The sequence below is a fragment of the Lacipirellula limnantheis genome, assembly GCF_007746075.1.
Taxonomy (GTDB): Bacteria; Planctomycetota; Planctomycetia; order Pirellulales; family Lacipirellulaceae; genus Lacipirellula; species Lacipirellula limnantheis.
Window position 1 is genome coordinate 5,674,013 of record NZ_CP036339.1, and the last position, 22,669, is coordinate 5,696,681.

Below are 22,669 nucleotides of genomic sequence, written 5' to 3' on the forward strand. Positions count from 1 at the left end.
GCCCACTCGTCGAGGAGCTTCCGATGCCATCCCCCTTCACCTACTGCCGACTCGCCGTCGGGCTGGCCGCCGCCTTGGCCCTGGCCGCCGGCTGCAGCCAGGTGACCTCGACCGCGCTGAATTCCGAGGGGGTCCGCCTCTATCAAGCCGGCAACTATCAGCAGGCCGCCGACTCGTTTCAACGCGCCATCGCGAACGACCCCAAATCGGCCACCAGCTACTACAACCTGGCCGCCGCGCTCCATAAATCGGGCAAGCTGACGAACAACCCCAACGACCTCGCCCAGGCCGAACGCTACTACAACCAGTGTCTGGAGTACGACCCGAATCACGCGGAGTGCTACCGCGGGCTGGCGGTGTTGCTCGTCGAGACTGGCCGCACCGACGCCTCGTTCCGCTTGCTCGAGGGCTGGTCGGCCCGCAGCCCGCAGCTGGCCGATCCGAAGATCGAGCTGGCTCGCTTGCTCGAAGAGCAAAACAACTCACAGCTCGCCTCGGCGCGCCTGGTCGAAGCGCTCGCGATCGACCCGAACAACCCGCGCGCCCTCACCGCTCTTGGCCGGCTCCGCGAAGTGCAAGGCGATCGCGCGCAAGCGCTTGCCAACTATCAGCGCTCACTCTCGGTGAACCGCTACCAGCCCGAGATCTCCGCGCGCGTCGCGGCGCTGCAAGCTTCCGGCGCCGGAGCCGGGATGCCGGCCTCGCCGCTGGTTAATCCGACGCCGGGAACACGGACCGCCGATCAGTGGCAGTCTTCGGTGCGATATTAGACGGGTGTCAGTGGTCCGTAGTCAGTAGTCAGTCGCGGAAATGCCAAACTTCCATTCGCAACTGACCACTGACAACTGACTACGGACATTACCGCACGCGATCCCCCCGCCGGGCGTGCAGACGCTCGAGCAAATCGCTCGCCGCGTCAAGGGAAGCGGCGCCGTCGCAACGGCCTGCGTAGTCTCGACAGCGCTCGCGCACCTCATCTGACGCGAGCAATGCCCCCAACGTCGCCGCCACGCGCGTCGCTTTGAACTTCTCCTCGGGAACGATCGCTCCCACCCCGAGTCGAGCCAGCCGCGTTCCGTTATCGAGTTGGTCGTACGCCATCGGCATCACCACTTGCGGCAGCGCACACGCCAGACCCTGCGCGCATGTCCCGATTCCGCCATGATGAACCAGCGCCGCCGCGCGCGGCAGCAACTGGCTGAACGGCACGAACCCAAAGTGCCTGACGTTCGCCGGAAGTTGCTGCGGCAACTGGTCCGGGTACTTCGTCATCAACACGCCGCGCCGACTAAGTTGCACGCACACGTCAGCGGCCGTCTGAAAAAAGTCCGTCGCCTGGACGTTGGCCGAGCCGGGCGCGAAGACAATCGGCGACTCGCCGGCGTTCAAAAACTCATCGACTTCCGCGCTCAACTGCTGCTCCGCTGGCGGGTCCCACAACGGGAACCCGACCAGCGCCGTGTGCGGCGGCCAATCGGGTTGCATCGGCCCGAACCAATCGGGAAACAATCCCAGCACCAACTGCGGCGAGTTGTTGTACTGCGTGAAGATCCGCGCCACCGCCGGCAAGCCATGCCGCGCGCGCAGCTTGTTCACCGCCGGCGCAATCAGCGGATCGATCTTCCACTTGTCCGCCGCCCAAAAAACGCCGCGCTTCGCCCAGCGCGGCCACGTCGCCATATTCGGCACGCCCATGTAGCGCGACGTCTCATGCACGGTCGTCAGCGCCATCGGGGCGAAATGCACTGTCGCCAGCGGCACGTCGTGCCGCTCATGATAGATGCGGCTTGCCATGTCGAGCCCATGGGCCGCGAGCACCGTCTCGCCCGGCGTCACCTGAGACTCAAGCAGCGCGTAGACTTCATCCAAGTAATGGGCCGCGCCGCGCGTCAGCACCAGCGTCAGCCCGCGCTGCGGGTGCCACAGATCGGGATGCTGCATCAGTTCCCGATACTCATCCGCCGTCCCCAGCGGCAACATTTCCAGGCCGGCGCCTTCCACTACCGATTGGAAATAGGGGTTCACGATCACCGACACGCGATGCCCACGCGCCCGCACCGCCGCCCCCAGCCCGACCATCGGCAGCACGTCGCCGTAGCTGCCAAACGCGCTGAGAATCAGATGCATCGCCCCGTTTCCATCACCCGGCCGTAGAAGATCGTGGAACTGGGCTCAATCGTCGCACGCCCTCGCCGAACCGACAACCCCGCTCGCGGCGAGACCGACGTTGCGATTGCCCTGCACTGCGATGACAATGGAGTTCGTCAGTGGTCCGTTGTCAGTCGTCAGTTGCCAAAAGGCCTGCATTTCAATCGCAACTGACAACGGACCACTGACAACTGACATTCCTCCCCAAGTCGATTCATTCCTAACGATTCCAGTCGAATGCCCCCCCAACCGCCGGAAGATGACGACGACTTCGAGCTCGAACTCGAGCCGGTCGATCCCGAGATCATCGCCCACGCCCAAGCCCGCGCGCAACACACCGTCGAGTCGGCCGTCAAAAAGATCGACGTCGACGAACTCTACGAAGGCCACAGCGGCTACAGCGATCTCGAGCTCAATCTCAGCGGCCTGAAGTCGTTCCGCTTCACCACCCGCACGCTGCTGCTGATCACCGCCATCCTCGCGATCGGGATGACGGTGAAACTCATCCTCGGCGGTTGCATGGCGATCTTCCTGGGCATGGTCGCCGCCGTCGCCCTCGGCTGGTACTGGGTGTCCAAACTCGATCGCCAGCAAGAATCGGAACGCGCCCGTCGCCGCGAAGATTTCTTCGCAAGCAAGGGACGCCCCGCGGCGGGAACCGCAACTGCACCGGGAACGGCGCCGCCGATGCCTGCATCGCCATTCGACCCCGAACTCCCCGCCGCGGCCGATGTCGAGCCCCTGGAGAAGCCCCCCTTCTTCGACGTGAAGTTCGCCTTCTCGATGCAGGAGCTCTTCATCACGATGACCGCCGCGGCCATCGCCATGGGTCTATCGATGCTAATGCCGCGCGAGTACCTCGCCATGATCCTCGGCTTCATCGCCCTCGGCGGCCTCGTGACCAATGCCTCCGGATATGTCCCGCCCCGCCTGGTCGTCCTCGGTTGGTGGCTGCTCATGGTTTTCTACCTCGCCGTCAGCCTCTTCGCCGCAACGAGTTCAGCCGGTCCTTAACTTCGGAAAAACCAGAATGACGAAATCCGAATGACGAATGAAACACGCTTGCGTTCGTCATTCGGATTTCGTCATTCGTCATTAATTCCCAAGCATCCTGCGAGCTTCAACTCCCTACGCTAGCTCAATGTCTCAAACAATCACCGACTACGTCTGCACCGCCTGCGGCTGTCTCTGCGACGACCTCACGCTCACCATCGAGGGCCGCCGCATCGCGCGCGTCGAGCCCCCCTGCCCTGTCGCTGCCGCGTTCTTCTTGGGGGAACGCCCCGCACCGCCGGCAGCCGCGATGATTGACGGCCAGCCCGCCGAGCTCGAAGCCGCCCTCGCCCGCGCCGCTGAAATCTTGCAGGCCGCCAGCGCCCCGCTCCTCTTCGGCCTGCAACACGCCACGGTCGACGCCCAGCGCGCCGCCGTGGCGCTTGCCGACCGCCTCGGCGCGACGATCGACCCCACCGACGCCGCGGGCCGCAGCCAAAATCACGCCGCCATCCAGACGCTCGGCGCCGTCACCGCCACGCTCGGCGAAGTCGCCGACCGCAGCGACCTGATCGTCTACTGGAACTGCAACCCTGCCGTCACCCATCCGCGCCACCTCGAGCGCATCGCCCGCCACCCGTATGCAGCCCCGGGCGAACACCCGACGAAGCGGCGCGTCATCGTCGTCGCTCCGGAGCGAAATGCTTCGACCTCGCTTGCCGACGACGCCCTCACGCTCCGCACCGACAGCGACCTCGCCTCCCTCGCCGTCGTCCGCGCCATCGCCGCCGCGGCCACGCCGGCAGACGTGCGGATCGAGAACGAGGACCAGGTAGAGCGTCAAACGGGGGCTTCTCTAGCCCAATGGGCGTACCTCGCCGAGCGATTGAAGCATGCCCGTTACGCGGCGATCTTCTACGCGCCCGATAAGTCCGATCCCGGCGGCGCCGATCCCATCGCCCACTCGATCACCGAGCTCGTCCGCGACCTCCACCGCCACACCCGGGCCGTCGCGCTCCCCTTGGGCGAACCGGGCAATGCCGCCGGCGCCGCTCAGGTCCTCGCCTGGCAGACTGGCTTCCCCAACGCCGTCAACTTCGCCGCCGGCTATCCGCAAAGCGTCCCCGGCGAGTCAACCGCTGGTGCGATCCTCGAACGCGGCGAAGCCGACGCAGCGATCGTTATCGCCGCCGACCCACTCAATCCGCCAACGACGGCTCTCTCCGCCGCCGCGCAAGATCACTTAAAGCAGATTCCGACGATCGTCCTCGACGATCACGCCACCGAAACGGCGAAGCTAGCGGCCGTCGCCATCTTCACGCCGACCTTCGGCATTGAAACTTCGGGAGAAGTCTTCCGCAGCGACAACATCGCCCTCCCCCTCCGCGCTGCGATCGCGCCGACTCGCCCCACAGCCGAAGAATTAATGCAACGTCTCCTGGCACTTATGAATTGAACCGCCAAGAGCGCCAAGGAAGAATTTGGGAACCGCCGATGAACGCAGATAAACGCGGATGAATTAATTTCTTATTTGCGTTTATCTGCGTTCATCGGCGGTTCCTATTTTGTCTGTTGTATTTCCTTGGCGCTCTTGGCGTCCTTGGCGGTTAACTCTTCTCACGCCAACGTCAAAGCGAAGCCCGCCGCACCTCGATCGGGTGCGCCAAATCCTGCTCGATTACGCCATGATCCTGTAGCCAAATCGTGACGCACCAGCACACCAGCGCCCAAGAAGCTCCCACGGCCCAACCGGCCAGCACGTCGCTCGGCCAATGAACCCCTAAGTAGACGCGGCTCACGCCAACGGCGCCCGTCACCAGCATCGCCACGCCGATGAGCAAGATCTTCAGCCGGCGTCGCGGCACAAATCGCGACGCCACCATCCCCAGCGTCAGATAGACGGCCGCCGCCATCGTGGAATGTCCGCTGGGAAAGCTCGACGTGTAGACCATCGACCCGTGCGGCACCAAGTCGGGCCGCGGTCGATCGAACGACTGCTTCAGCGCCGTCGCCAGCAAGATGGCGCCGGCGCCGGCGATGGCGACGTAGATCGCAGCGCGGTGCATCGAAGCCAGCCAGAAAAACGAGACGACCGTGGCGGTGATCAACGATAGCACAGCCACGCCGCCGAGCGCCGTCATGTCCCGGCCGACCTCCTCCACCCAACGCGGACCGATCGGATCGGCCAGGTCGTCCGGCATACGCATCGCCAGCAATATTCGTTCGTCCAAATCGCCGGTCGAGCCGCGCACCACCGCCCGCGACAAACTAAAAAAGCCAATCGCGAGCAGAGCGGAGACCACCGCCAAAATCAGCGCCGAGCGCGTCCACCGCCGATGCTCGGCCAGCGTCTCGCTCGCCAAGCTCGTCTTGTCGCTGCTTGCCATCACATTTCCCTAACCGCATTAGTTTTAAGCGCCAAGGACGCCAAGGGACGACATGCGTTTAACCACGAAACAGACGAAAGTAATAAAAGTTAATGCCATCCTCTCTTCATACTTCTCTGCGCCTCTGCGAGAGATCTCACCAAAAGCCCAAATTTCTCGCAGAGGCGCAGAGAGGCAGCCAGAGACACTCTATCCTGCTTTCGTTCATTTCATCAGTTTCGTGGCCAATCTCCCCGCCCCGGCATTTCCATGGCCGACGGCGGTTGCTTTCTCCCTCTCAAAAATCTCAAAACTACCCTGCAGAAAATGGCCACCCAATCCGCTAGGCTTCTGTTGCAGCACGCTCCGGCAACTTGCTATCTAGCCCCGGGCTCCGCCCGGGGGTCGGCCTCCATCCCGGCGAGTGTCGCCCCGCGAACTGCTACCCCCCAACGAAGAACCTATTTCAACCGTCGACACGACGCGCAACTACCACAGAGCAGACAGAGAGCCCAGAGAAGACGACCAGCGGATCATCTCCCTTCGCTGGTCTCTGAGCTCTCTGTGGTTAAATCATTATCCGCTCAGCATTCCAAGCATGACGGCCGTTGAAGTTGGCTTCGGAGCCGGGGCCGAAAACTCTCCGACGACCTATCCTGTCCCTTCGACTTCCGTCGCGACACAAACGACAAAAATCGCCACGCCAAAATCATAACCTCAATCAAATCAGCAACTTAAGCCGAGCGAATTATGTCGCCAAAAACAACGTTCGCCACCTAACGCCAAAACGACAAAAATCACTAGCAACAACTCCGCGGCCACCCGACCCGCCAGCATCCAGCCCCCATGCCCCTCACCAAGATCACCGGCGGCAAGCTTTACGACCCAACCAACGGCGTTGATGGCGAGGTGCGCGATCTCTGGATCGAAGGCGGCCGAATCGTCTCCCCGCCCGCCGACCCCACAATCCACCCCGCCCGCGTCATCAACGCTAGCGGCTTAGCGGTGATGCCCGGCGGCGTCGACATCCACTGCCACATCGCCGGCCCCGCCGCGAACGCCGCGCGGATCATCACCCCTGACCAACGTCGCGGCGAAGGCAACGTCCTCCGCCGCAGCGATCTCACCCGCAGCGGCACGCTCGGCTCGGTCCCCAGCACCTTCGCCACCGGCTACAAGTACGCCGGCCTCGGCTACACCACCGCGTTCGACGCCGCGATCGCCCCGCTCGGCTCTCGCCACGCTCACCTTGAATTCGCCGACACTCCCTGCATCGACAAAGGTTGTTTCATCCTCATGGGGAACAACCAGTACGCCCTCGAAGCCATCGAAGCGAACGACCCCGCGCGACTGCGGATGTTCATCGCGTGGCTCCTCGGCGCCACGAAGGGGTACGCCCCCAAGCTCGTGAACCCCGGCGGCGTCGAAGTTTGGAAGCAGTCCTCAACCGCCCGCGGCCATGGGCTCGACGATCCGATTCCCGGCTACAAGATCACCCCGCGCGCCGTCATCCGCGAGATTGTCGCCGCCGCCAACGACCTCGGCCTGCCCCACCCCGCGCACATCCACTGCAACCAGCTCGGCATGCCGGGCAACTGGCGCACCACGCTCGCCACGATGGAAGCAGTCGAGAGTCGCCGCGCGCACTTTGCCCACATCCAGTTCCACAGCTACGGCGGCGGCGAGGGGGACGAGTTTAGCATGTCGAGCCGCGTCGCCGACCTGGCCGACTATGTGAACGCCCATCCCAACCTGACCGTCGACGTCGGACAGGTGATGTTCGGCGACGCCGTCGCAATGACCGCCGACGGCGCAGCCGGCTACTTCCTCCACAAACTCTACGGCAACCGCTGGTTCAATTGCGACGTCGAAGTCGAAGCTGGCTGCGGCGTCACGCCGATCGAGTATCGCCGCAAGTCGATCGTCCACGCCCTGCAGTGGGCGATCGGCCTCGAGTGGTACTTGCTCGTCGACGATCCGTGGCAGGTGATGATGAGCACCGACCACCCTAACGGCGGCTCGTTCCTTGCGTATCCGCAGATCATCCGCCTGCTGATGGATCGCGAGTTCCGCCGCGCGGCGTTCGCCCGCTGCCCTGCCGCCGTCCGCGAGCGTTGCATTCTCGGCGACCTCGACCGCGAGTACACGCTGAGCGAAATCGCCGTCATCACCCGCTCCGGCCCCGCGCGAGCGCTCGGCCTCAAACAGAAAGGCCACCTCGGCGCCGGCGCCGACGCCGACGTGACGATCTACACGCCGAGCGAGAACTATCAGGAGATGTTCGAGCTGCCGCGGATGGTGATCAAAGCGGGCGAGACGATCGTCGACCAAGGCGAGCTCCGCGCGACTCCCGACGGCGTCGCCCTGCACAACGCCCCCGCGTTCGACCAAGACCGGCTCCCCGCCCTGGAGTCGTGGTTCAACGACCATTACTCGTTGAAGATAAAGAACTACGCCCTGGCGTAGCTCCCTCACGTTTCGGATCTGTGGGATGCAGATCTGTGGGATGTAGATTTGCGGGATGTAGATTTGTGGGAGGCGTCTCCGACGCCTATACGGCGCCGCAACAAGCCGCGGCCAGCAAACCGTCATCGGGGCCGGAGACCCCTCCCACAAGCGCCGCCAACTTCTCCTAGGCTGGTTTCTCGGAAATTAAAAACTTCCGAATCCACCCCTAAGGCGACTCCGAACACTTCCACACAGGGCCCTGTTTTGTTGTAGACGAGTCGCCCACCCTGGGCGGCTCGGACCGATTGCTATCACCGCAAATGGAATCTCTACCATGAAACTAGCCATGTATGCACTGTCGTTGGCGGCGTTTGCCGTCCTCACTCAACCCGCCCAGGCCGGCAAATGCTGGAAGAGCCAAGTCGCTCGGGCGCCACGGCACTACGTCGCCGCCGAGGCGGAAAAGCCCAAGACCATCGTTGAGACCGCGGCCGGGATCGAAGATTTCAGCACGCTGGTCGCGGCCGTGAAGGCAGGCGGACTGGTCGAAACGCTCTCCGGCAAGGGCCCGTTCACGGTCTTTGCTCCCACGAACGAAGCGTTCGCCAAGCTCCCCAAGGGCACCGTGGAAGATCTGCTGAAGCCTGAGAACAAGGAAAAGCTCGTTGCGATCCTGACCTACCACGTCGTCCCCGGCAACGTGATGGCCGCCGACGTCGTCAAGGTCAAGGAAGCCAAGACGGTTCAAGGGGGCAAGGTGAAGGTTACCGTCGACGGCGACGAGGTGATGATTGACAAGGCAAAGGTCTTGAAGACCGACGTCGAATGCTCCAACGGCGTGATCCATGTCATTGACTCAGTCCTGCTGCCGAAATAGATTGCGATGCGACCGGCACGGGGCGCGGCTTTCTCGCCCGCCCCGCCGCCGGGCCGTTTCTCAATTGAAGAGAGAGCCGTTGTCGGACCCCGTGAACAGCGTGATGGCCCGCGTCGCCTCCGGCGACCCCGCCGCCATGGAAGATTGCCTTGCCCGCTACGGCGGGCTCGTGTGGTCGCTCGCGCGCCGCTTTTCGCCGACCAACGCCGACGCGGAAGACGCCGTTCAGGAGGTCTTCATCGAGGTCTGGCGTCACGCCCAGCGCTACGATGAGTCGATCGCCTCGGAGCCGACGTTCATCGCGATGATCGCGCGCCGCCGCTTGATAGACCGCCAGCGCCGCCGCGACCGTCAACCGCAAACCACCGCCTGGGACGACACAACCCTTCCGCAGAGCGCTCGCGACCCCGCCGAGTGGCTGCAGGTTTGCGACGACGCCAATCGAGCTCGCGAGAAAATGCAGGAGCTCTCGAGCGAACAGCAGCGCGTCTTGAAGCTCGCCTTGGAGGGGGGCTGTTCGCAGTCGGAAATCGCCGAAAGACTTCAGCTGCCCCTTGGCACCGTCAAAACACACGCTCGTCGCGGGCTGATCAAACTCCGCGAACTGCTGGCCGCGAATGCCGACAAGCTCACCGGGAAAGGAGGCGTCGCATGAGTAGCGGACCTTCTTCCCACGACCGTCGCCACGAACTCCTCGCCGACCGGGCCCTGTTTGGCCTGACCGCCGAGGAACTGCGCGAGCTCGAATTTCTGGGCGGCGACGATGCGGCCATCGACGAACTCGCGCTAACCGCCGCGGCGCTCGACCTTGGCCTGCATGGCCACGCGATGGCCCACGAATCGCTGCCGGACCAGCTGCGGCAACGGACGCTTCAGGGAGTGCGGAAGGCTGTGGCAGAAGAGCGCAAGGCGCTGCCGTCGATCGTGCCCGGCTCAGTGGAACGCCGCGTCGCTAACGAGCTCCCGCGTCGCGATTGGCTTGGCTGGGCGGTGGCGGCCGCGGCGCTGGCCGTGGCGGCGTTCTCGCTCGGCCGCCAACCAAATCTTGGCGACTTGTCGCCGTTCGACTTGAGATCGGAGCTACTGGCAGCGGCCAATCGCGATCCCGGCAGCGTCTTCCAAGCCGATTGGACCAAGACCGAAGACCCGGCCGCGAAGGCCGCCAGCGGCAAGGTCATTTGGTCGGACAAACTGCAGCGCGGCGTGATGGAATTTAGCGGCCTCGAGGCCAACGATCCGAAGCAGAATCAATATCAACTTTGGATCTTCGACGCCGATCGCCCCGAGGCGACCCCCGTCGACGGCGGCGTGTTCGATATTCCCGCCGGCCAAAAAGAAGTGGTCGTTCCCATCGATGCGCGACTGCCGATCACCAAGGCGACGCTCTTTGCCATCACGGTGGAGAAGCCGGGCGGCGTGGTCGTCTCCGACCGCAAGCGCCTGCCGCTGCTAGCTCCCGTGCCGAAGCCGGAGGATGCCGCCAAAGATCCGCCCGCAGCGGAATCGAACGAGTAGTAGCGCACACCCGCTTGCAGCCCCGGGCTCCGCCCGGGGGTCGGTTTCCATCGCGGTAGAGATCGTCGCGCGTGGTGCTACCCCCCGGCGGAGCCGGGGGCTGAAAGTATTTTCTGCGCTCTAAACGCCGCGATCATCATTCGATAGAAGCGCGAGCGCCGCTTGATACTCCTCCGGAGTATTACAACTCAGCAGCGTCCGCAATTCAGGATCGACGCGACGCAGCTGCTCCACCGGCAACTCCTTCAGCCGCATCCCCGGCGACCGCAGCGCCCCCTGAAGCGATGATCGCCCCCCGTCGCGATAGGCCCGCAACGTCGCCGCGCAACTCGGCCGGTAGACGGCGTTCAACGGGTAGAGCCGTTCGCCATCGCGTGGCACGGCAGCATCAATTCCAGACTCCAGCGCCGCGAAGAGCGCCCCGACGAACGCCGGCTCCAACAACGGTACATCACATGCGGTGACGAATGCCGCCGCGACGTTAGTTGGCAGCGCCGCCAGTCCATCAACGAGAGCCGGCAACGGCCCTTGATCGGCTGCGCGGTCGCGAATGATCGTCGCCGCCCAGGGTAACGGCGGCAGATGCTGGTCTGCGGCGGCAACCAGCACGATCTGCTCCCGCGGCACGCTCTCAGCCACCAGCCGCATCACGCGCGCCAGCATCGTCTCGTCGCCAAACGGCAATGACGCTTTGTCGCGCCCCATGCGTCGACTCCCGCCGCCGCAGAGGATGAGGGCGCCGCGGCGTGCTCGCTCGATTTCGTCGGCGGTGTTCACCAGCGCAGTCCGGCGGGAGAATCACTATACTGGAGCGAGCGCCAATAGCTCGCTTCGCAGCCATCGCATTGTGTCCCATGACGCTCCGATTGATCAATCGCGTCGACGATCAAATCCCCATTGAGATGCCGGGGCTGACGCCCGGCTTGCTCGCTAGGTTGTCGCTAGACGAGATTCGACGAATGCCGGTACGCCGGGGCAGCCGCGAGGTCCTGCTAGGCGACCTCTTCTTGGTCAATGGCGACCCCACCGACGAAGAATGGATGGTGGCGGGCGATTGCCGCAACGTGCACGGTATGGGCAGCGGCAGCGGCTCCGGATCCATCGTCGTTCTCGGACCGATCGGCCCGCGCGCTGGGTTCGCCATGCGCGGCGGACGGATCGAAATCTGCGGCAACGCGGGAGATTGGCTCGGCGCCGAGATGCGCGGCGGCGTGATTCGCGTGCGCGGCACTGCCGGCTCGCACGTCGGCGCCGCGACGCCTGGCGCCAAGCGCGGTATGGCGGGGGGCACGATCCTCATCGACGGAAATGCGGGCGACGAAGTCGGAGTCCGGATGCGTCGCGGCCTGATCGCCGTCGCCGGTTCGGCCGGCGCGAACCTTGGCTTCCGCATGTTGGCCGGAACGATTCTGGTCTTCGGCAGTACCGGCCCGCACGTCGGTATGGGAATGCGGCGCGGCACGATCGGCGTTTTCGGAAGCCCACCCCCGACGCTTCTCCCCACCTTCCAGTCCGGTTACCACGGCCCGCTGCCGATGTTGCGGATGCTGCAGCCGCAACTCGCGAGCGAGTCGTTCGCTCCGGAGCAGTTGTCACAACTGGCGACTGCCGTTGAACTCTTCCACGGCGACACGCTCCAACTCGGCCGCGGCGAAGTGCTGCTCGCGCAATAATTCTAGCCCCTGGCTCCGCCAGGGGGTCGGCCTCCATTCCGATAGGCCATGTCCCACGGTGCGTTACCCCCTGGCGGAGCCAGGGGCTGCGAGCGCATGTCAGATCAATCACTAGACAACTGCCGCAACCCTCGACATCATTCAGCGATGATCACGCTCGACTCTTCTCTTACGCCCCAATCGCTCCTCCCGGCGTGCGAGCGGCTCTGGTCGCTCGCGACGCCTAAGCTTCGCCGCATCGCCGCGCAGTTCCCTCACAACGCCCCTTCGCCCGTCATCACCCGCGCGGGTCGCTACGAACCGCAAGGCTGGACCGAGTGGACCCGCGGCTTTCAGTACGGCTCGGCGCTGCTCGCATTCGACGCCACGAACGACGCGGAGCTCCTCGCCATCGGCCGCGACGGCGCCCGCCGCGACATGGCGGCGCACGTGCTCCATTTCGGCGTTCACGACCATGGGTTCAACAACGTCAGCACCTACGGCGCGATGCGGCGGTTGATCCTCGAAGGACGCCTGCCAAACGATGCAAACCAACTGGAATACTACGAGCTCGCCCTCAAAGCATCCGCCGCGGTCCAGGCGTCGCGCTGGAGCTCGATCGAGAGCAATGGCGGCCACATCTATTCGTTCAACGGCCCCCACTCGCTCTTCAGCGACACCATGCGTTCGCTCCGCGTGCTGGCGATCGGTCATCAACTCGGCGCCCAGGTTCGCGGCGAGAACGACGCCCCGATCAATCTCCTTGAGCGATTGGTGAAGCATGCCCGCGCAACTGCCTTGTACAACGTCTACTACGGCGAGGGGCGGGACGCCTACGACATCAGCGGCCGCGTCGCTCATGAGAGCATTTTCAATGTGAACGACGGTCGCTATCGCTGCCCCAGCACGCAGCAAGGCTATTCGCCGTTCACCACCTGGACGCGCGGACTGGCGTGGGTGATCCTCGGCTATGCAGAACAACTCGAATTCCTCGACGCCTTGAGCGACGCCGATCTCGACCCTTTCGGCGGTCGCGGCGAAATTGAAGCCCTGATGGTTCGCGCGGCCACTGCGACGTGCGACTTCTTCATCGAGCAAACGCCGACCGACGGCATCACGTACTGGGATACCGGCGCGCCTGGGTTGGTCCGCCTCGGCGACTATCTCGATCGTTCTGCCGATCCGCTGAACGCCCACGAACCAGTCGATAGTTCGGCGTCGGCGATTGCTTGCCAGGGGCTGCTGCGATTTGGCCGCCGCTTGCAAGAGCGGGGCGAATGCGAAGCCGGCGATCGCTATTGGCTGGCAGGACTCACGGCCCTCCGCTCGTTGCTACAAGAGCCCTATCTCGCCACCGATCCGCAGCACGACGGAATCTTGCTGCACGCGATCTATCATCGGCCGCGGAACTGGGACTACACGCCGCCAGGTTCAATCGTTCCCCACGGCGAAGCCTGCATGTGGGGGGACTATCATCTACTGGAGGCGGCTCTCTATGTTGAGCGCCTCGCCCGCAACCAACCCTACTACGCTTTTCACTTGCCGCTCGCGGCTTAGCCTTTCACATTGAACCGCCAAGGAAAGAATTCGGAACCGCGGATGAACGCCGATGAACGCAAATGAAGAAGGAGCTGATTTATCTGCGTTTGTTTGCATTCACCCGCGGCGCCAAAAGAGCAGTTCTTCGTCGTGCCCGTCGTGTCGTCGTGGTTCCATCCTGATTCATGAACACTAACTCCACTAAAACCGCATTCGTCACCGGCGGGAGCCGCGGGATTGGCTTTGGCATCGCCCAGTCGCTCGCGGCTGAAGGCTGGCGATTGGCGATCAACGGCGTGCGAGCCGAGAACGACGTGCAGGAACCGCTCGCGCTGCTTCGTAAGTCGTCTCCCGAGGTGATCTACGTCCGCGGCGACGTTTCCAGCGCTGACGACCGCATCGCCTGCCTCGATGAAATTCGCGCAAAGTTCGGCCAACTGAATCTGCTCGTCAACAACGCCGGCATCGCCCCGCGTGTCCGCGCGGACATACTCGCAGCAACCGAAGAATCGTTCGATGAGATGATAGGCGTCAATCTGAAAGGTCCCTACTTTCTGACCCAAGCAGTCGCAAAGTGGATGGCCGACCAGCGGGGCGCTGACGCCGCGTTCGACGGCTGCATCGTCAACATTTCGTCGATCTCCGCCGAAGTCGCCTCGATCAACCGCGGCGATTACTGCATGGCCCGCGCCGGCACGAGCATGGCGACCAAGCTGTGGGCGGTCCGCCTCGCCGAGTTTGGCGTTCGCGTCTACGAAATCCGGCCCGGCATCATCGCCACCGACATGACGGCCGGAGTGAAAGAGAAGTACGATCGCATGATCGCGGACGGCCTCACGCTCGAACGGCGATGGGGCCAGCCGGAAGACGTCGGCCGCGCCGTCGCGGCGCTGGCGCGCGGCGAGTTTCCTTATGCCACTGGCCAAGTCGTGAACATCGACGGCGGGATGATGATCGGGCGGCTGTAAGACAAGCGCTTGCCTATTGGCGCGCGATAGGATCAGCAGCTGCGCCGCCTGACCGTCGAAAGCTAATCGGAGACGGCAACCTCAAGCGCATGCTTCAAGCCGCCCGCCGCGAAGGGTCTGCCCCGCGCAACAGTCGTCGGGTTGCCAGCGTGCGCTCCAGGCAGGCTCGAGCCTGGCAGAGTCGGCATGGCGGGTAGACGAGGCCGCCGCATTCTTTGCAGCGCACAGGACTCGCCAGCGGTCGGCGCGGAATACTCCGCACGCCTTCCCCAGCCCATACGCGACCGTGATCGCCGCGCTCTCCTTTGGCCATGGCGGCGATAATCCCGCGACTGATGCCAAGTCGCTTCGAGATTTCGCGGTGAGAGAGGTCGCCGCGGTCCAGTTCCCGACGGATTTCCATAATCAATGAAGCGGAAAGCATGGTTCATACCTCATGTTGATGGTTTGAGAATGTGGAAACGTTGCCACGCGATTAGCGCAGCCGCTGCCCGTCGGCCAGTGGTAGTTACGCGGCGTCCTGATCAGTCCAAAAGTCGCCCCGCTCGGGCAGCGCCTCGTAGTCGTCATCGGGAAGCAGGGCATCCCAGTACTCGGCGTCAAGTTCGAGCAACGACTCGTCGTCGCACTCCTCGAATGTGGGATGGAGCGGGGAATCGAACGGCCGATCGTTAGCTTCCGGCTGCTCGAACGGCAGAATATCCGCGCGTTCAGGTCGTTTTCGCGGGCGCATGGGAGGTTCTCCTGTTTGCGGCGCTGAAGTCGAAAAAAGTCGGCCAAGCGTGCCGCCGCGTTGCTAGCAAGCCTGACGCCACGAGCAAGAACCTAACAAATCGCGCGGCCAAAAACTATACACTTGTTCACTAAATTTGCAGGTTTCTTGCGCGCTCGAAAACGAGGCCCCGACGTACACGCTGTCGAAAAAAACGGCGCTCCGCCGACGAACGCTGAGCGGACTGCGCGAGTGGGAAATCGTTCCTCGCGATCGCGTCGCCGCAGGCCAGCGACCGGGCGACGGGGACGAAACGGGTGGATCGGGATGGCGCGACAGGCCGGCTATTTCCCCAGCTGGCCGAGCGACGCCCGGAGCATTTCGTCCATGCGTCCGTCAGTCCGGCGCAGCTCGTCACGCATGGCGGCATTCAGCTGATCCGCTGCGGCCATGGCGTCGTTGGTTCGACCGAGATGTTGATTGACGACGCACAACCCGGCGTACACGAATGGCCGCAAGGGCGAATCGGGCGATTCTGCTTCGGTCGTCTGGGACAACGATTGCAGAATGGGCAACGCGGCCGCGTAGTCGGGAGACGTCGCGTCGAAGAGGTAGTATCGCACCAGACCTACGTCGGCCAGTTCGTAGATGTATGCGTCCTCATTGGGAAAGTATCGCCTCACCGCGCGCCACGCCGCTTCGCTGGGGGCAATGTTCGCTTGAAACAGCTGCGCCCACGCGCTGTCCCGTTTCTGGACGCTCGCCACCGGCTGACCGTCGAGGTAGGGACGCGGTCGCAGCAGTGCCCCCAGTAAAAGTCCAACCGCGGCAGCGCCGAGGAGGAACACGGCGGCGCGACTTGGCTTCCAGCGCCGTGGCTGCAGTTGCGCGCTCTCTTTCATCAGCCGACCCAATTCCGCGGCTGCTCGGCTGCGCGAGTCGGCCGACGCAATCCATTCCGCCAGCGACCACTCTTCGGGGCCGTCCCCCCAGCCCTCGGCCGACGCTTCGCCCGCGAGTTTGCGCAGGTCGCCGAGCAGTTCACTCGCACTTTGGTACCGCTGTTCAGGGCGCTTGGCGATCATGCGATGCACCACGCGCGCCAGTCCGCTCGGCACGTCGGAACGCACGTTCTCGATCGGCTTCGGCGTGGAATTCAAATGCTGCAGGGCAATCGCCAGCGCCGTCTCCCCGCCGTAGGGGGGCGAACCGGCTAGCAAGTGATAGCTGGTAATCCCCAGCGAATAGACGTCGCTGCGGGCGTCGACGGGGCGCCCCTCGATCTGCTCGGGGCTCATGTACAGCGGCGTGCCCATCGCAACGCCAACCTGCGTCAGCGTCTTCGCGTCGGTGCTTTCCATGCGGGCAAGCCCGAAGTCAGCGACCTTCACTTCGCCCGAATTCCCTAGGAGAATGTTCTCCGGTTTCAGGTCGCGGTGGACGATCCCCGCCTCCGCCGCTTTGCAGAGGGCGGCCGAAACCTGCCGCAACACGTCGAGCACCAAACGGGGGTTGAGCGCCGCATCCCGCTTCAGAACCTCGCCGAGGTTTTTGCCGCGGACGTATTCCTGCGCGATGAAGTGGACCCCGTCGGCATGGCCGACTTCGAAAATCTGCACGATGTTGGCGTGTACCAGGGCAGCGGCCGCCCGGGCCTCGTGTTGAAAGCGCGCCACGTAGTTGGCGTCGCGAGCGAGCGCCGCCTGCAGCACCTTCAGCGCTACCTGCCGGCCGAGCGACTTCTGCTCAGCTAGATACACCTCGGCCATGCCGCCGGCTCCCAATCGCCGCAAGATGCGATAGTCGCCAATTTCGCGACCCGTCAAATCGGCGCTGGCCTGAGGGTCGATGCTCATGTCGAACGTGAGAGCGCTAGGGCGGCGAGAATTCAGGGGCGTGGCGCGTCGATTATTCTTCGGCAAACTGCGGAAGGGCGTTCAAGACGCGGCGCGTCGCCTCGGATTTGTTCAAGACGTAGAAATGAATCCCGGGGATGCCCCCTTCCAGCAATCCGACCGCTTGCTCGATGGCGAACTCGACGCCCACGGAGAACTGTCCCGCGGCGTCGGCGGACTGCTGCTCGAGTGCCGTTACAAAGCGTGACGGCAATTTGGCGCCGCACAGCGACGCGATCCGTTGGATCTGGGCCAGATTCGTCACCGGCAACAGCCCGGGGACGATCGGAACGGCAATGCCAAGGCCGTCGCACCGGTCGCGAAGGCGGAAGAAATCGTCGTTGTTGTAAAAGAGCTGCGTGATGATGACGTCGGCGCCGGCGTCGACTTTGCGCTTCAGGTTCTCCAGATCAACGTCGAGGCTTGGCGCCTCCTGATGCTTCTCCGGATATCCTCCCACGGCAATTCCCATTTGCGGGAAGTCGCGGCGGATAAATCCCACGAGTTCGTTCGCGTACGAAAACCCGCCGGCGATCGGCTTGAATGCCGTCTCTCCCTTTGGCGGATCGCCGCGCAAGGCGACGACGTTTTCCACGCCTCGGTCGAGTGCTCGGGCCAGATACTCGCCAATCTGCGGTTCCGTGAGCCCCACGCAGGTGAGGTGAGTCGCCACCGGCACCGCATACTTGTCGCGCACGCCCGCGATCACGTCGAGCGTGCGATCTTGGGTCGATCCACCGGCTCCGAAGGTGCACGTGATAAAGCTGGGATCGAATTTGACCAGTTCGTCGACATGTTGAAAGAGACTCGCCATTCCCTCGGCCGACTTCGGCGGGAACAGTTCAAACGAGAGGCCGAAACGATTCGAGCCGTACGCGTCGCGAATAGTCATGGGCGTCGTCACGTTTACTGATTCAATGCCACCCTTCGCCGGCGCGGCGCTGATGGCGGCGCTGCATTGCGAAGTTCCGGCGGAACATTCCGTCGTTGAAGCAACAATTTCTGGTTAATGCGGCTCGGCGCAACTCCTGTCTGGCCCGACTTCGAGTCCTCCCGTTACCGGGCACAGGCAGCGCCGTTTGCCTCCTTAACTCTAAGCGTCGCAACAGGGTCCCGCAATCGAGCATTCTGCCCCGGCGCCAACGGGTTGCGTTGGCGACCTCGGGCGCAGCTTCGGCTATAATGAACCGCCCTGCCTCACGCATCCTGCCCCTCTCGCGGAAGTCGATTTGCCCCGCCATCCGGCCAGCGCTGGTACCTCGTTCCACGACGATCTGATCGTCGCCCTGGGCATGATTTGGCTGCACGCCGCTGGCGGGGCGGCGCGAGGCGACGAATTGACGCCGCGGCCCGCGATGGAGCACGCCGTCGGCCCGTTTGTCCAGACGTACTGCATCGATTGCCACCGCGGCGACTCGGCCGAGGCGGGGCTCGATTTCGACAAGCTGCTGGCGGCGCCGAGCGCTGCCCACCGCCGTCTTCAGTGGGAGCGTGCTGTCCAGCGAGTCGAGGCGGGCGAGATGCCGCCACCCGACGCGTCGCAGCCTGCCGTCGCCGAGCGCGACGCCGCGTTGGCCTGGCTGCGCGAGGAATTGGCCGCCCCCGACTGCACGCAGCCCCAAAACCCTGGCCGACCGACGCTGCGGCGTCTCAATCGAACCGAATACCAGAACACGATCCGCGACTTGGTCGGCGTCGATTTCGACGCGGCCAAGTTTTTCCCGCGCGATGAGCTTGGCTTCGGCTTCGACAACAACGGCGACGTTCTTTCGCTGCCCACCTTGCTGCTGGAGAAATATCTCCAAGCGGCCGAAGAGATCGCGGCCAAAGCCATCGTTACCCCTGAGTCAATCAGGGAGCCGGTGCAACATTTCGCTTGGGGCGAACTGCACGGCGGTTCGGCGGCGCGTGGCGTGCGAGGATTATTCTCTGACGGCCGCATCTGGGTGGAGCTGTCGCTGCCTGCACCGGGCGAGTACATCGTTCGCGTCACGGCGTTCGCCTCGCAGATGGGCGACGAACCAACCAAGATGCGCATCAGTTGCGGCGACCAGGAACTGGCCGTCGTCGGCGTCACTGCCGAGCAACGGGACGATCCGCAAACGTACGTCGCTCGGTTTCACGGCGACCCGGGCGTTGCCGCCGTCAGCGTGGAGCTGACCAACGACGCCTGGAATCCGCTGGCCGAAGATGAAACCCGCCGAGATCGAAACCTGTTCATCTGCGATATCGACGTGGTCGGGCCGACGGACGCCCTCGCGCTGCAGGCCCTGCCCGCCTCGCAAAGTCAGCTGTTGGCAGGCGCTCCCTCGCTCGAAGCTTGGAAAAGCGACGAAGCTTGGTCCGAACCGACGCGCAGCGTCATCGCACGGCTCCTGGGTCGTGGTTATCGCCGGCCGGCGAGTCGTGATGAGATCGATCGTACGTTCCGCTTGGTCGAGGGTGCACGCCAGCGCGGCGACTCCTTTGAACGGGCAATGCAACTTGCCCTGCAGGCGCTGCTCGTGTCGCCGCAGTTCTTGTTTATCGGCGACGAATCGCCGACCTACGCCAGCGCGGACCAATCGCCTCACGCAACTCCCAACGAGTCGTCGACCGCTGCGGCCCGACCGCTGAGCGAATATGAACTGGCCACGCAGCTCAGCTACTTTCTCTGGAGTTCGATGCCTGACGATGAGTTGCTACGGCTTGCCGCCGCCGGACGCTTACGCGAGAAGCTCGATTCGCAAATCGACCGGCTGCTAAGCAGCCCGCGCGCCGATCAGCTCGCTCGCAATTTCAGCGAGCAGTGGCTCGAAACTCGTAAGCTTGAAACGCTGCAGCGCAGCCCCCAGCACTTTCCCGATTTCGACGAGGCCTTGCGAGATTCATTTCGCGAAGAAACTTTTCGTCTGGTCAAAGACGTTGTCCGCAATAATCTGCCGCTGACGACCCTGCTGTCGGCCGACTACAGTTTCGTCAACGGTCGGCTCGCGAAGCACTACGGCCTGTCGGGGCCAACAGGCGACGAATTTGTCCGCGTTGACTTACCCGCCGAGCGCCACGCCGGCATTCTCGCCCACGGCAGCGTACTATCGGTCACGGCGTTCGAGGATCGGACCTCGCCGGTCTTGCGGGGCAAGTGGGTCCTCGATCACCTTCTCGCCGACCCGCCGCCCCCGCCGCCGCCGGATGCCGGCAGTCTTCCCGAAGCGACCGGCGACTTGTCGCACAAAACGCTCCGCGAGCGATTGGAGCTCCACCGCGCCGACCCGACGTGCGCGTCGTGCCACAAGCGGATGGACCCCATTGGACTCGCGATGGAGAACTTCGACGCCGTCGGCCGCTGGCGCGACGCCGAGGGCGACCAGCCAATCGATGCCTCCGGCGAACTTCCCGATGGGCGAAAGTTGAACGGTCCCGCCAGTTTGCGCGACGTGCTGCTCGCCGATTTTCCTCGGGTACGACGCAGTTTAGCGGAGAGATTGTTGATTTTCGGTCTGGGGCGCGGGCTGGAACCGTATGATACTTGTGCCGTGAACGAGGTCGTCGCGGCTGCCGAGGCCAACGGCGACACCTTCGCCAGCATGGTGCGCGCGGTGGTGAAGTCTGATCCGTTCCAGCAGCGCAGCGGCGTAGGGGAGTGAGGACGATTTTGTGCGGTAGATGTTTAGGTGAGTAAGTGAATGGGTGAGTAGGTCTTTCATTGAACTGAGCGCCGGCAGGGGACTTCCTTGTCTGGCGGCAAGCTGACGGCTGATCGCTGACAGCTCCCTTCCAAGGAAAACGACGTGACTCAATTCCCCGCGTTGCAGCGGCGAACCTTCCTGCGCGGCCTCGGTGCGGCGCTCGCCGTGCCGTTCATGGAAAGCGCCTTGCCGCGATCGGCATGGGCCTCGGCGGCAAACGCCGGCAAGCCGCCGTTGCGGATGGCTTTTTTGTTCATCCCCAACGGCGCCCACATGCCCGATTGGACTCCGGCGACCGAAGGCCCCGGCTTCATCCTGCCAAGGACGCTCGAACCCTTGGCCGGCGTTCAACAGAAGATCCAGGTCCTTAGCGGTCTCTCCCATGCGCAGGGCTTCGCGCTGGGCGACGGCGCCGGCGACCACGCCCGCTCGGCAGCGACGTTCCTCACGGGCGTCCATCCGGTGAAAACCGACGGCAAGGGCATTCAAGCCGGCATCTCGGTCGACCAGATTGCCGCCCAGCAACTCGGGAAGACGACGCGATTCTCGTCGCTCGAGCTCGGCATCGAAGAAGGACGCCTCGCCGGCGGCTGCGACAGCGGCTATAGCTGCGCGTACTCGAACAACATCTCCTGGCGATCGCCGACGATGCCGGCCGGCAAAGAGGTCAACCCGCGGCAATTGTTCGACCGCATGTTCGGCGGCGGCGGCGAGGAGGATCGCTCGCAGTCGCGGGCCAAGCGCGACCTTGAGCGCAAAAGCATTCTCGACCTCGTTCAGCAAGACGCCCGCGGACTTCGTCGCCAATTGGCCCAAAGCGACGCCCGCAAGCTCGATCAGTATCTCGAAGGCGTCCGCGAGATCGAGAAACGCATCGACGCCCCCGCCGATGAGCTCTACGTCGATGACCAATTGAATCGCCCTCGCGGCGTTCCGAACGGCTACGACAAGCATTCGCGTCTGATGGGCGACTTGCTGGCAGTTGCGCTGCAAGCCGATATGACGCGCGTCGCTTCCTGGATGTTTGCCAACGAGGGGAGCGATCGCTCCTACCAGCTGATCGACGTCGCGGAGGGGCACCACTCCCTATCGCACCATCAAGGCGATGCCGAGAAGCAAGCCAAGATCGCCAAGATCAATCGTTTTCACATGGAGCAATTCGCCCACTTCCTCGGGCGTCTCGATGCTGTGCGCGAGGCCGACGGCTCAACCCTGCTCGACAACACGATGGTCGTCTATGGCAGCGGACTGGGCGACGGCAACCGCCACAACCACGACGATCTGCCGATCATCCTGGCCGGCGGCGGTGCGGCCGGCTTCGTCGGCGGCCGGCATCTGAAGTACGACACCGGCACACCGTTGATGAATCTCTATCTGAAAATGCTTCACGCCGCCGATGTGAAGGTCGATGCCGTCGGCGACAGCACCGCGCCGCTCGCCAACATCGACGTCGCTTGAGATTTGGCGTCGCTGCAGTGCGTCAGCGTTACAGCCCCTGGCTCCGCCAGGGGGTCGCCCACCATTCAGGCAAGTGTTGCCTCTCGTGCTGCCAGCCAAAATCTGCAAGCGGTAAAATATCCCCACCCGCTATACTGAGGCGTATGGAACGGCAACGCGGAATCTATGGTTACTTGATTCGCGTAAGCGGCGCTGAGAAGAAGCTGGTTGGGAAGCCCTGGCCGCGATCAGTGCAGATTGCTTTCGCGGTGTTGTTTCTCTTCGCGGTTTTTGGCCTAGGTGCAACCGCCATATTCTTTCCGGCTGCCGACTAAGATTCTTCCTAGCACGGCTCCATTAGGACAGCCCTACTCACTAAACGCTCCCCCGAGTGGAACCGGGGCTCGCTGCTCGAAAAAAAACCGTGGTTCGCCGCAACACGCCCCCCCTC

19 protein-coding genes are annotated in these 22,669 nt (G+C 63.8%); 12 read left to right on the top strand and 7 right to left on the bottom strand.

Annotated features, from left to right (window positions below; genetic code table 11):
• The first annotated feature begins 23 nt into the window (after window positions 1–23).
• On the top strand, window positions 24–770 hold the full coding sequence (locus I41_RS22090) for a tetratricopeptide repeat protein (RefSeq protein WP_168207084.1): 747 nt from the start codon (window positions 24–26) through the stop codon (window positions 768–770).
• Window positions 771–858: 88 nt separating this feature from the next.
• On the opposite strand, the gene I41_RS22095 is transcribed toward I41_RS22090, so the two are convergent.
• A complete protein-coding gene (locus I41_RS22095; protein ID WP_145435067.1) occupies window positions 859–2,127 on the bottom strand; it encodes a glycosyltransferase in 1,269 nt (422 codons plus the stop codon).
• Window positions 2,128–2,385: 258 nt separating this feature from the next.
• Between I41_RS22095 and I41_RS22100 the strand changes: the two genes are divergently transcribed.
• Both I41_RS22100 and I41_RS22105 read left to right on the top strand, forming a co-directional pair.
• The gene (locus tag I41_RS22100; RefSeq protein ID WP_145435068.1) at window positions 2,386–3,162 is read left to right on the top strand and encodes a hypothetical protein; all 777 of its coding nucleotides are present in this window, start codon (window positions 2,386–2,388) and stop codon (window positions 3,160–3,162) included.
• A 127-nt stretch (window positions 3,163–3,289) separates the two neighbouring features.
• On the top strand, window positions 3,290–4,597 hold the full coding sequence (locus tag I41_RS22105; protein ID WP_145435069.1) for a molybdopterin-binding domain-containing protein: 1,308 nt from the start codon (window positions 3,290–3,292) through the stop codon (window positions 4,595–4,597).
• 172 nt (window positions 4,598–4,769) lie between these two features.
• Here I41_RS22105 and I41_RS22110 read toward each other — a convergent pair whose 3' ends face one another.
• Window positions 4,770–5,528, bottom strand: a complete 759-nt coding sequence (locus tag I41_RS22110) for a phosphatase PAP2 family protein (RefSeq protein WP_145435070.1) — start codon at window positions 5,526–5,528, stop codon at window positions 4,770–4,772.
• An 825-nt stretch (window positions 5,529–6,353) separates the two neighbouring features.
• Here I41_RS22110 and I41_RS22115 point away from each other — a divergent pair.
• The 4 genes from I41_RS22115 to I41_RS22130 all read left to right on the top strand — a co-directional run bounded on the left by I41_RS22115 (window position 6,354) and on the right by I41_RS22130 (window position 10,347).
• Window positions 6,354–7,973, top strand: coding sequence for a formylmethanofuran dehydrogenase subunit A (locus tag I41_RS22115; protein ID WP_145435071.1), 1,620 nt, complete (start codon window positions 6,354–6,356; stop codon window positions 7,971–7,973).
• A 328-nt stretch (window positions 7,974–8,301) separates the two neighbouring features.
• Window positions 8,302–8,832: a fasciclin domain-containing protein gene (locus I41_RS22120; RefSeq protein ID WP_145436458.1), complete on the top strand. Its 531-nt coding sequence runs from the start codon at window positions 8,302–8,304 to the stop codon at window positions 8,830–8,832.
• A 79-nt stretch (window positions 8,833–8,911) separates the two neighbouring features.
• On the top strand, window positions 8,912–9,487 hold the full coding sequence (locus I41_RS22125) for an RNA polymerase sigma factor (protein WP_210421035.1): 576 nt from the start codon (window positions 8,912–8,914) through the stop codon (window positions 9,485–9,487).
• Window positions 9,484–10,347: an anti-sigma factor gene (locus tag I41_RS22130; protein ID WP_145435072.1), complete on the top strand. Its 864-nt coding sequence runs from the start codon at window positions 9,484–9,486 to the stop codon at window positions 10,345–10,347. The genes I41_RS22125 and I41_RS22130 overlap by 4 nt, the downstream gene beginning before the upstream one ends.
• Window positions 10,348–10,467: 120 nt before the next feature.
• Here the strand turns inward: I41_RS22130 and mobA are convergent, their stop codons facing one another.
• Window positions 10,468–11,124 carry a molybdenum cofactor guanylyltransferase gene (gene mobA / locus I41_RS22135; RefSeq protein WP_145435073.1) on the bottom strand — a complete coding sequence of 219 codons (657 nt, stop codon included), beginning with the start codon at window positions 11,122–11,124 and terminating at the stop codon, window positions 10,468–10,470.
• A 77-nt stretch (window positions 11,125–11,201) separates the two neighbouring features.
• Here mobA and I41_RS22140 point away from each other — a divergent pair, with 77 nt between their 5' ends.
• From I41_RS22140 to I41_RS22150, 3 genes are all read left to right on the top strand, one after another.
• Window positions 11,202–12,020: a formylmethanofuran dehydrogenase subunit C gene (locus I41_RS22140; protein ID WP_145435074.1), complete on the top strand. Its 819-nt coding sequence runs from the start codon at window positions 11,202–11,204 to the stop codon at window positions 12,018–12,020.
• A gap of 147 nt (window positions 12,021–12,167) precedes the next feature.
• A complete protein-coding gene (locus I41_RS22145) occupies window positions 12,168–13,556 on the top strand; it encodes a glycoside hydrolase family 88 protein (protein WP_145435075.1) in 1,389 nt (462 codons plus the stop codon).
• 167 nt (window positions 13,557–13,723) lie between these two features.
• Window positions 13,724–14,506: a 3-ketoacyl-ACP reductase gene (locus tag I41_RS22150; protein WP_145435076.1), complete on the top strand. Its 783-nt coding sequence runs from the start codon at window positions 13,724–13,726 to the stop codon at window positions 14,504–14,506.
• A 94-nt stretch (window positions 14,507–14,600) separates the two neighbouring features.
• Here the strand turns inward: I41_RS22150 and I41_RS22155 are convergent, their stop codons facing one another.
• The 4 genes from I41_RS22155 to metF all read right to left on the bottom strand — a co-directional run bounded on the left by I41_RS22155 (window position 14,601) and on the right by metF (window position 18,005).
• Entirely contained in the window at window positions 14,601–14,930 is a 330-nt protein-coding gene (locus I41_RS22155; protein ID WP_145435077.1) for a hypothetical protein, read from the bottom strand.
• A gap of 84 nt (window positions 14,931–15,014) precedes the next feature.
• Complete coding sequence (locus tag I41_RS22160) at window positions 15,015–15,239, bottom strand: hypothetical protein (protein WP_145435078.1); 225 nt, start codon at window positions 15,237–15,239, stop codon at window positions 15,015–15,017.
• A gap of 323 nt (window positions 15,240–15,562) precedes the next feature.
• On the bottom strand, window positions 15,563–17,074 hold the full coding sequence (locus I41_RS22165; RefSeq protein WP_145435079.1) for a protein kinase domain-containing protein: 1,512 nt from the start codon (window positions 17,072–17,074) through the stop codon (window positions 15,563–15,565).
• A gap of 52 nt (window positions 17,075–17,126) precedes the next feature.
• The gene (metF, locus tag I41_RS22170; protein ID WP_145435080.1) at window positions 17,127–18,005 is read right to left on the bottom strand and encodes a methylenetetrahydrofolate reductase [NAD(P)H]; all 879 of its coding nucleotides are present in this window, start codon (window positions 18,003–18,005) and stop codon (window positions 17,127–17,129) included.
• A 337-nt stretch (window positions 18,006–18,342) separates the two neighbouring features.
• Here metF and I41_RS22175 point away from each other — a divergent pair, with 337 nt between their 5' ends.
• Both I41_RS22175 and I41_RS22180 read left to right on the top strand, forming a co-directional pair.
• Window positions 18,343–20,739: a DUF1592 domain-containing protein gene (locus I41_RS22175; protein ID WP_145435081.1), complete on the top strand. Its 2,397-nt coding sequence runs from the start codon at window positions 18,343–18,345 to the stop codon at window positions 20,737–20,739.
• A 144-nt stretch (window positions 20,740–20,883) separates the two neighbouring features.
• On the top strand, window positions 20,884–22,239 hold the full coding sequence (locus I41_RS22180) for a DUF1552 domain-containing protein (RefSeq protein ID WP_246133729.1): 1,356 nt from the start codon (window positions 20,884–20,886) through the stop codon (window positions 22,237–22,239).
• The last annotated feature ends 430 nt before the right edge of the window (window positions 22,240–22,669 follow it).

Coding starts and splice junctions, on each gene's coding strand:
- I41_RS22090 (WP_168207084.1), top strand. CDS start 24: ATGCCATCCCCCTTCACCTACTGCCGACTCGCCGTCGGGCTGGCCGCC.
- I41_RS22095 (WP_145435067.1), bottom strand. CDS start 2,127: ATGCATCTGATTCTCAGCGCGTTTGGCAGCTACGGCGACGTGCTGCCG.
- I41_RS22100 (WP_145435068.1), top strand. CDS start 2,386: ATGCCCCCCCAACCGCCGGAAGATGACGACGACTTCGAGCTCGAACTC.
- I41_RS22105 (WP_145435069.1), top strand. CDS start 3,290: ATGTCTCAAACAATCACCGACTACGTCTGCACCGCCTGCGGCTGTCTC.
- I41_RS22110 (WP_145435070.1), bottom strand. CDS start 5,528: ATGGCAAGCAGCGACAAGACGAGCTTGGCGAGCGAGACGCTGGCCGAG.
- I41_RS22115 (WP_145435071.1), top strand. CDS start 6,354: ATGCCCCTCACCAAGATCACCGGCGGCAAGCTTTACGACCCAACCAAC.
- I41_RS22120 (WP_145436458.1), top strand. CDS start 8,302: ATGTATGCACTGTCGTTGGCGGCGTTTGCCGTCCTCACTCAACCCGCC.
- I41_RS22130 (WP_145435072.1), top strand. CDS start 9,484: ATGAGTAGCGGACCTTCTTCCCACGACCGTCGCCACGAACTCCTCGCC.
- I41_RS22140 (WP_145435074.1), top strand. CDS start 11,202: ATGACGCTCCGATTGATCAATCGCGTCGACGATCAAATCCCCATTGAG.
- I41_RS22145 (WP_145435075.1), top strand. CDS start 12,168: ATGATCACGCTCGACTCTTCTCTTACGCCCCAATCGCTCCTCCCGGCG.
- I41_RS22150 (WP_145435076.1), top strand. CDS start 13,724: ATGAACACTAACTCCACTAAAACCGCATTCGTCACCGGCGGGAGCCGC.
- I41_RS22155 (WP_145435077.1), bottom strand. CDS start 14,930: ATGCTTTCCGCTTCATTGATTATGGAAATCCGTCGGGAACTGGACCGC.
- I41_RS22160 (WP_145435078.1), bottom strand. CDS start 15,239: ATGCGCCCGCGAAAACGACCTGAACGCGCGGATATTCTGCCGTTCGAG.
- I41_RS22165 (WP_145435079.1), bottom strand. CDS start 17,074: ATGAGCATCGACCCTCAGGCCAGCGCCGATTTGACGGGTCGCGAAATT.
- metF (WP_145435080.1), bottom strand. CDS start 18,005: ATGACTATTCGCGACGCGTACGGCTCGAATCGTTTCGGCCTCTCGTTT.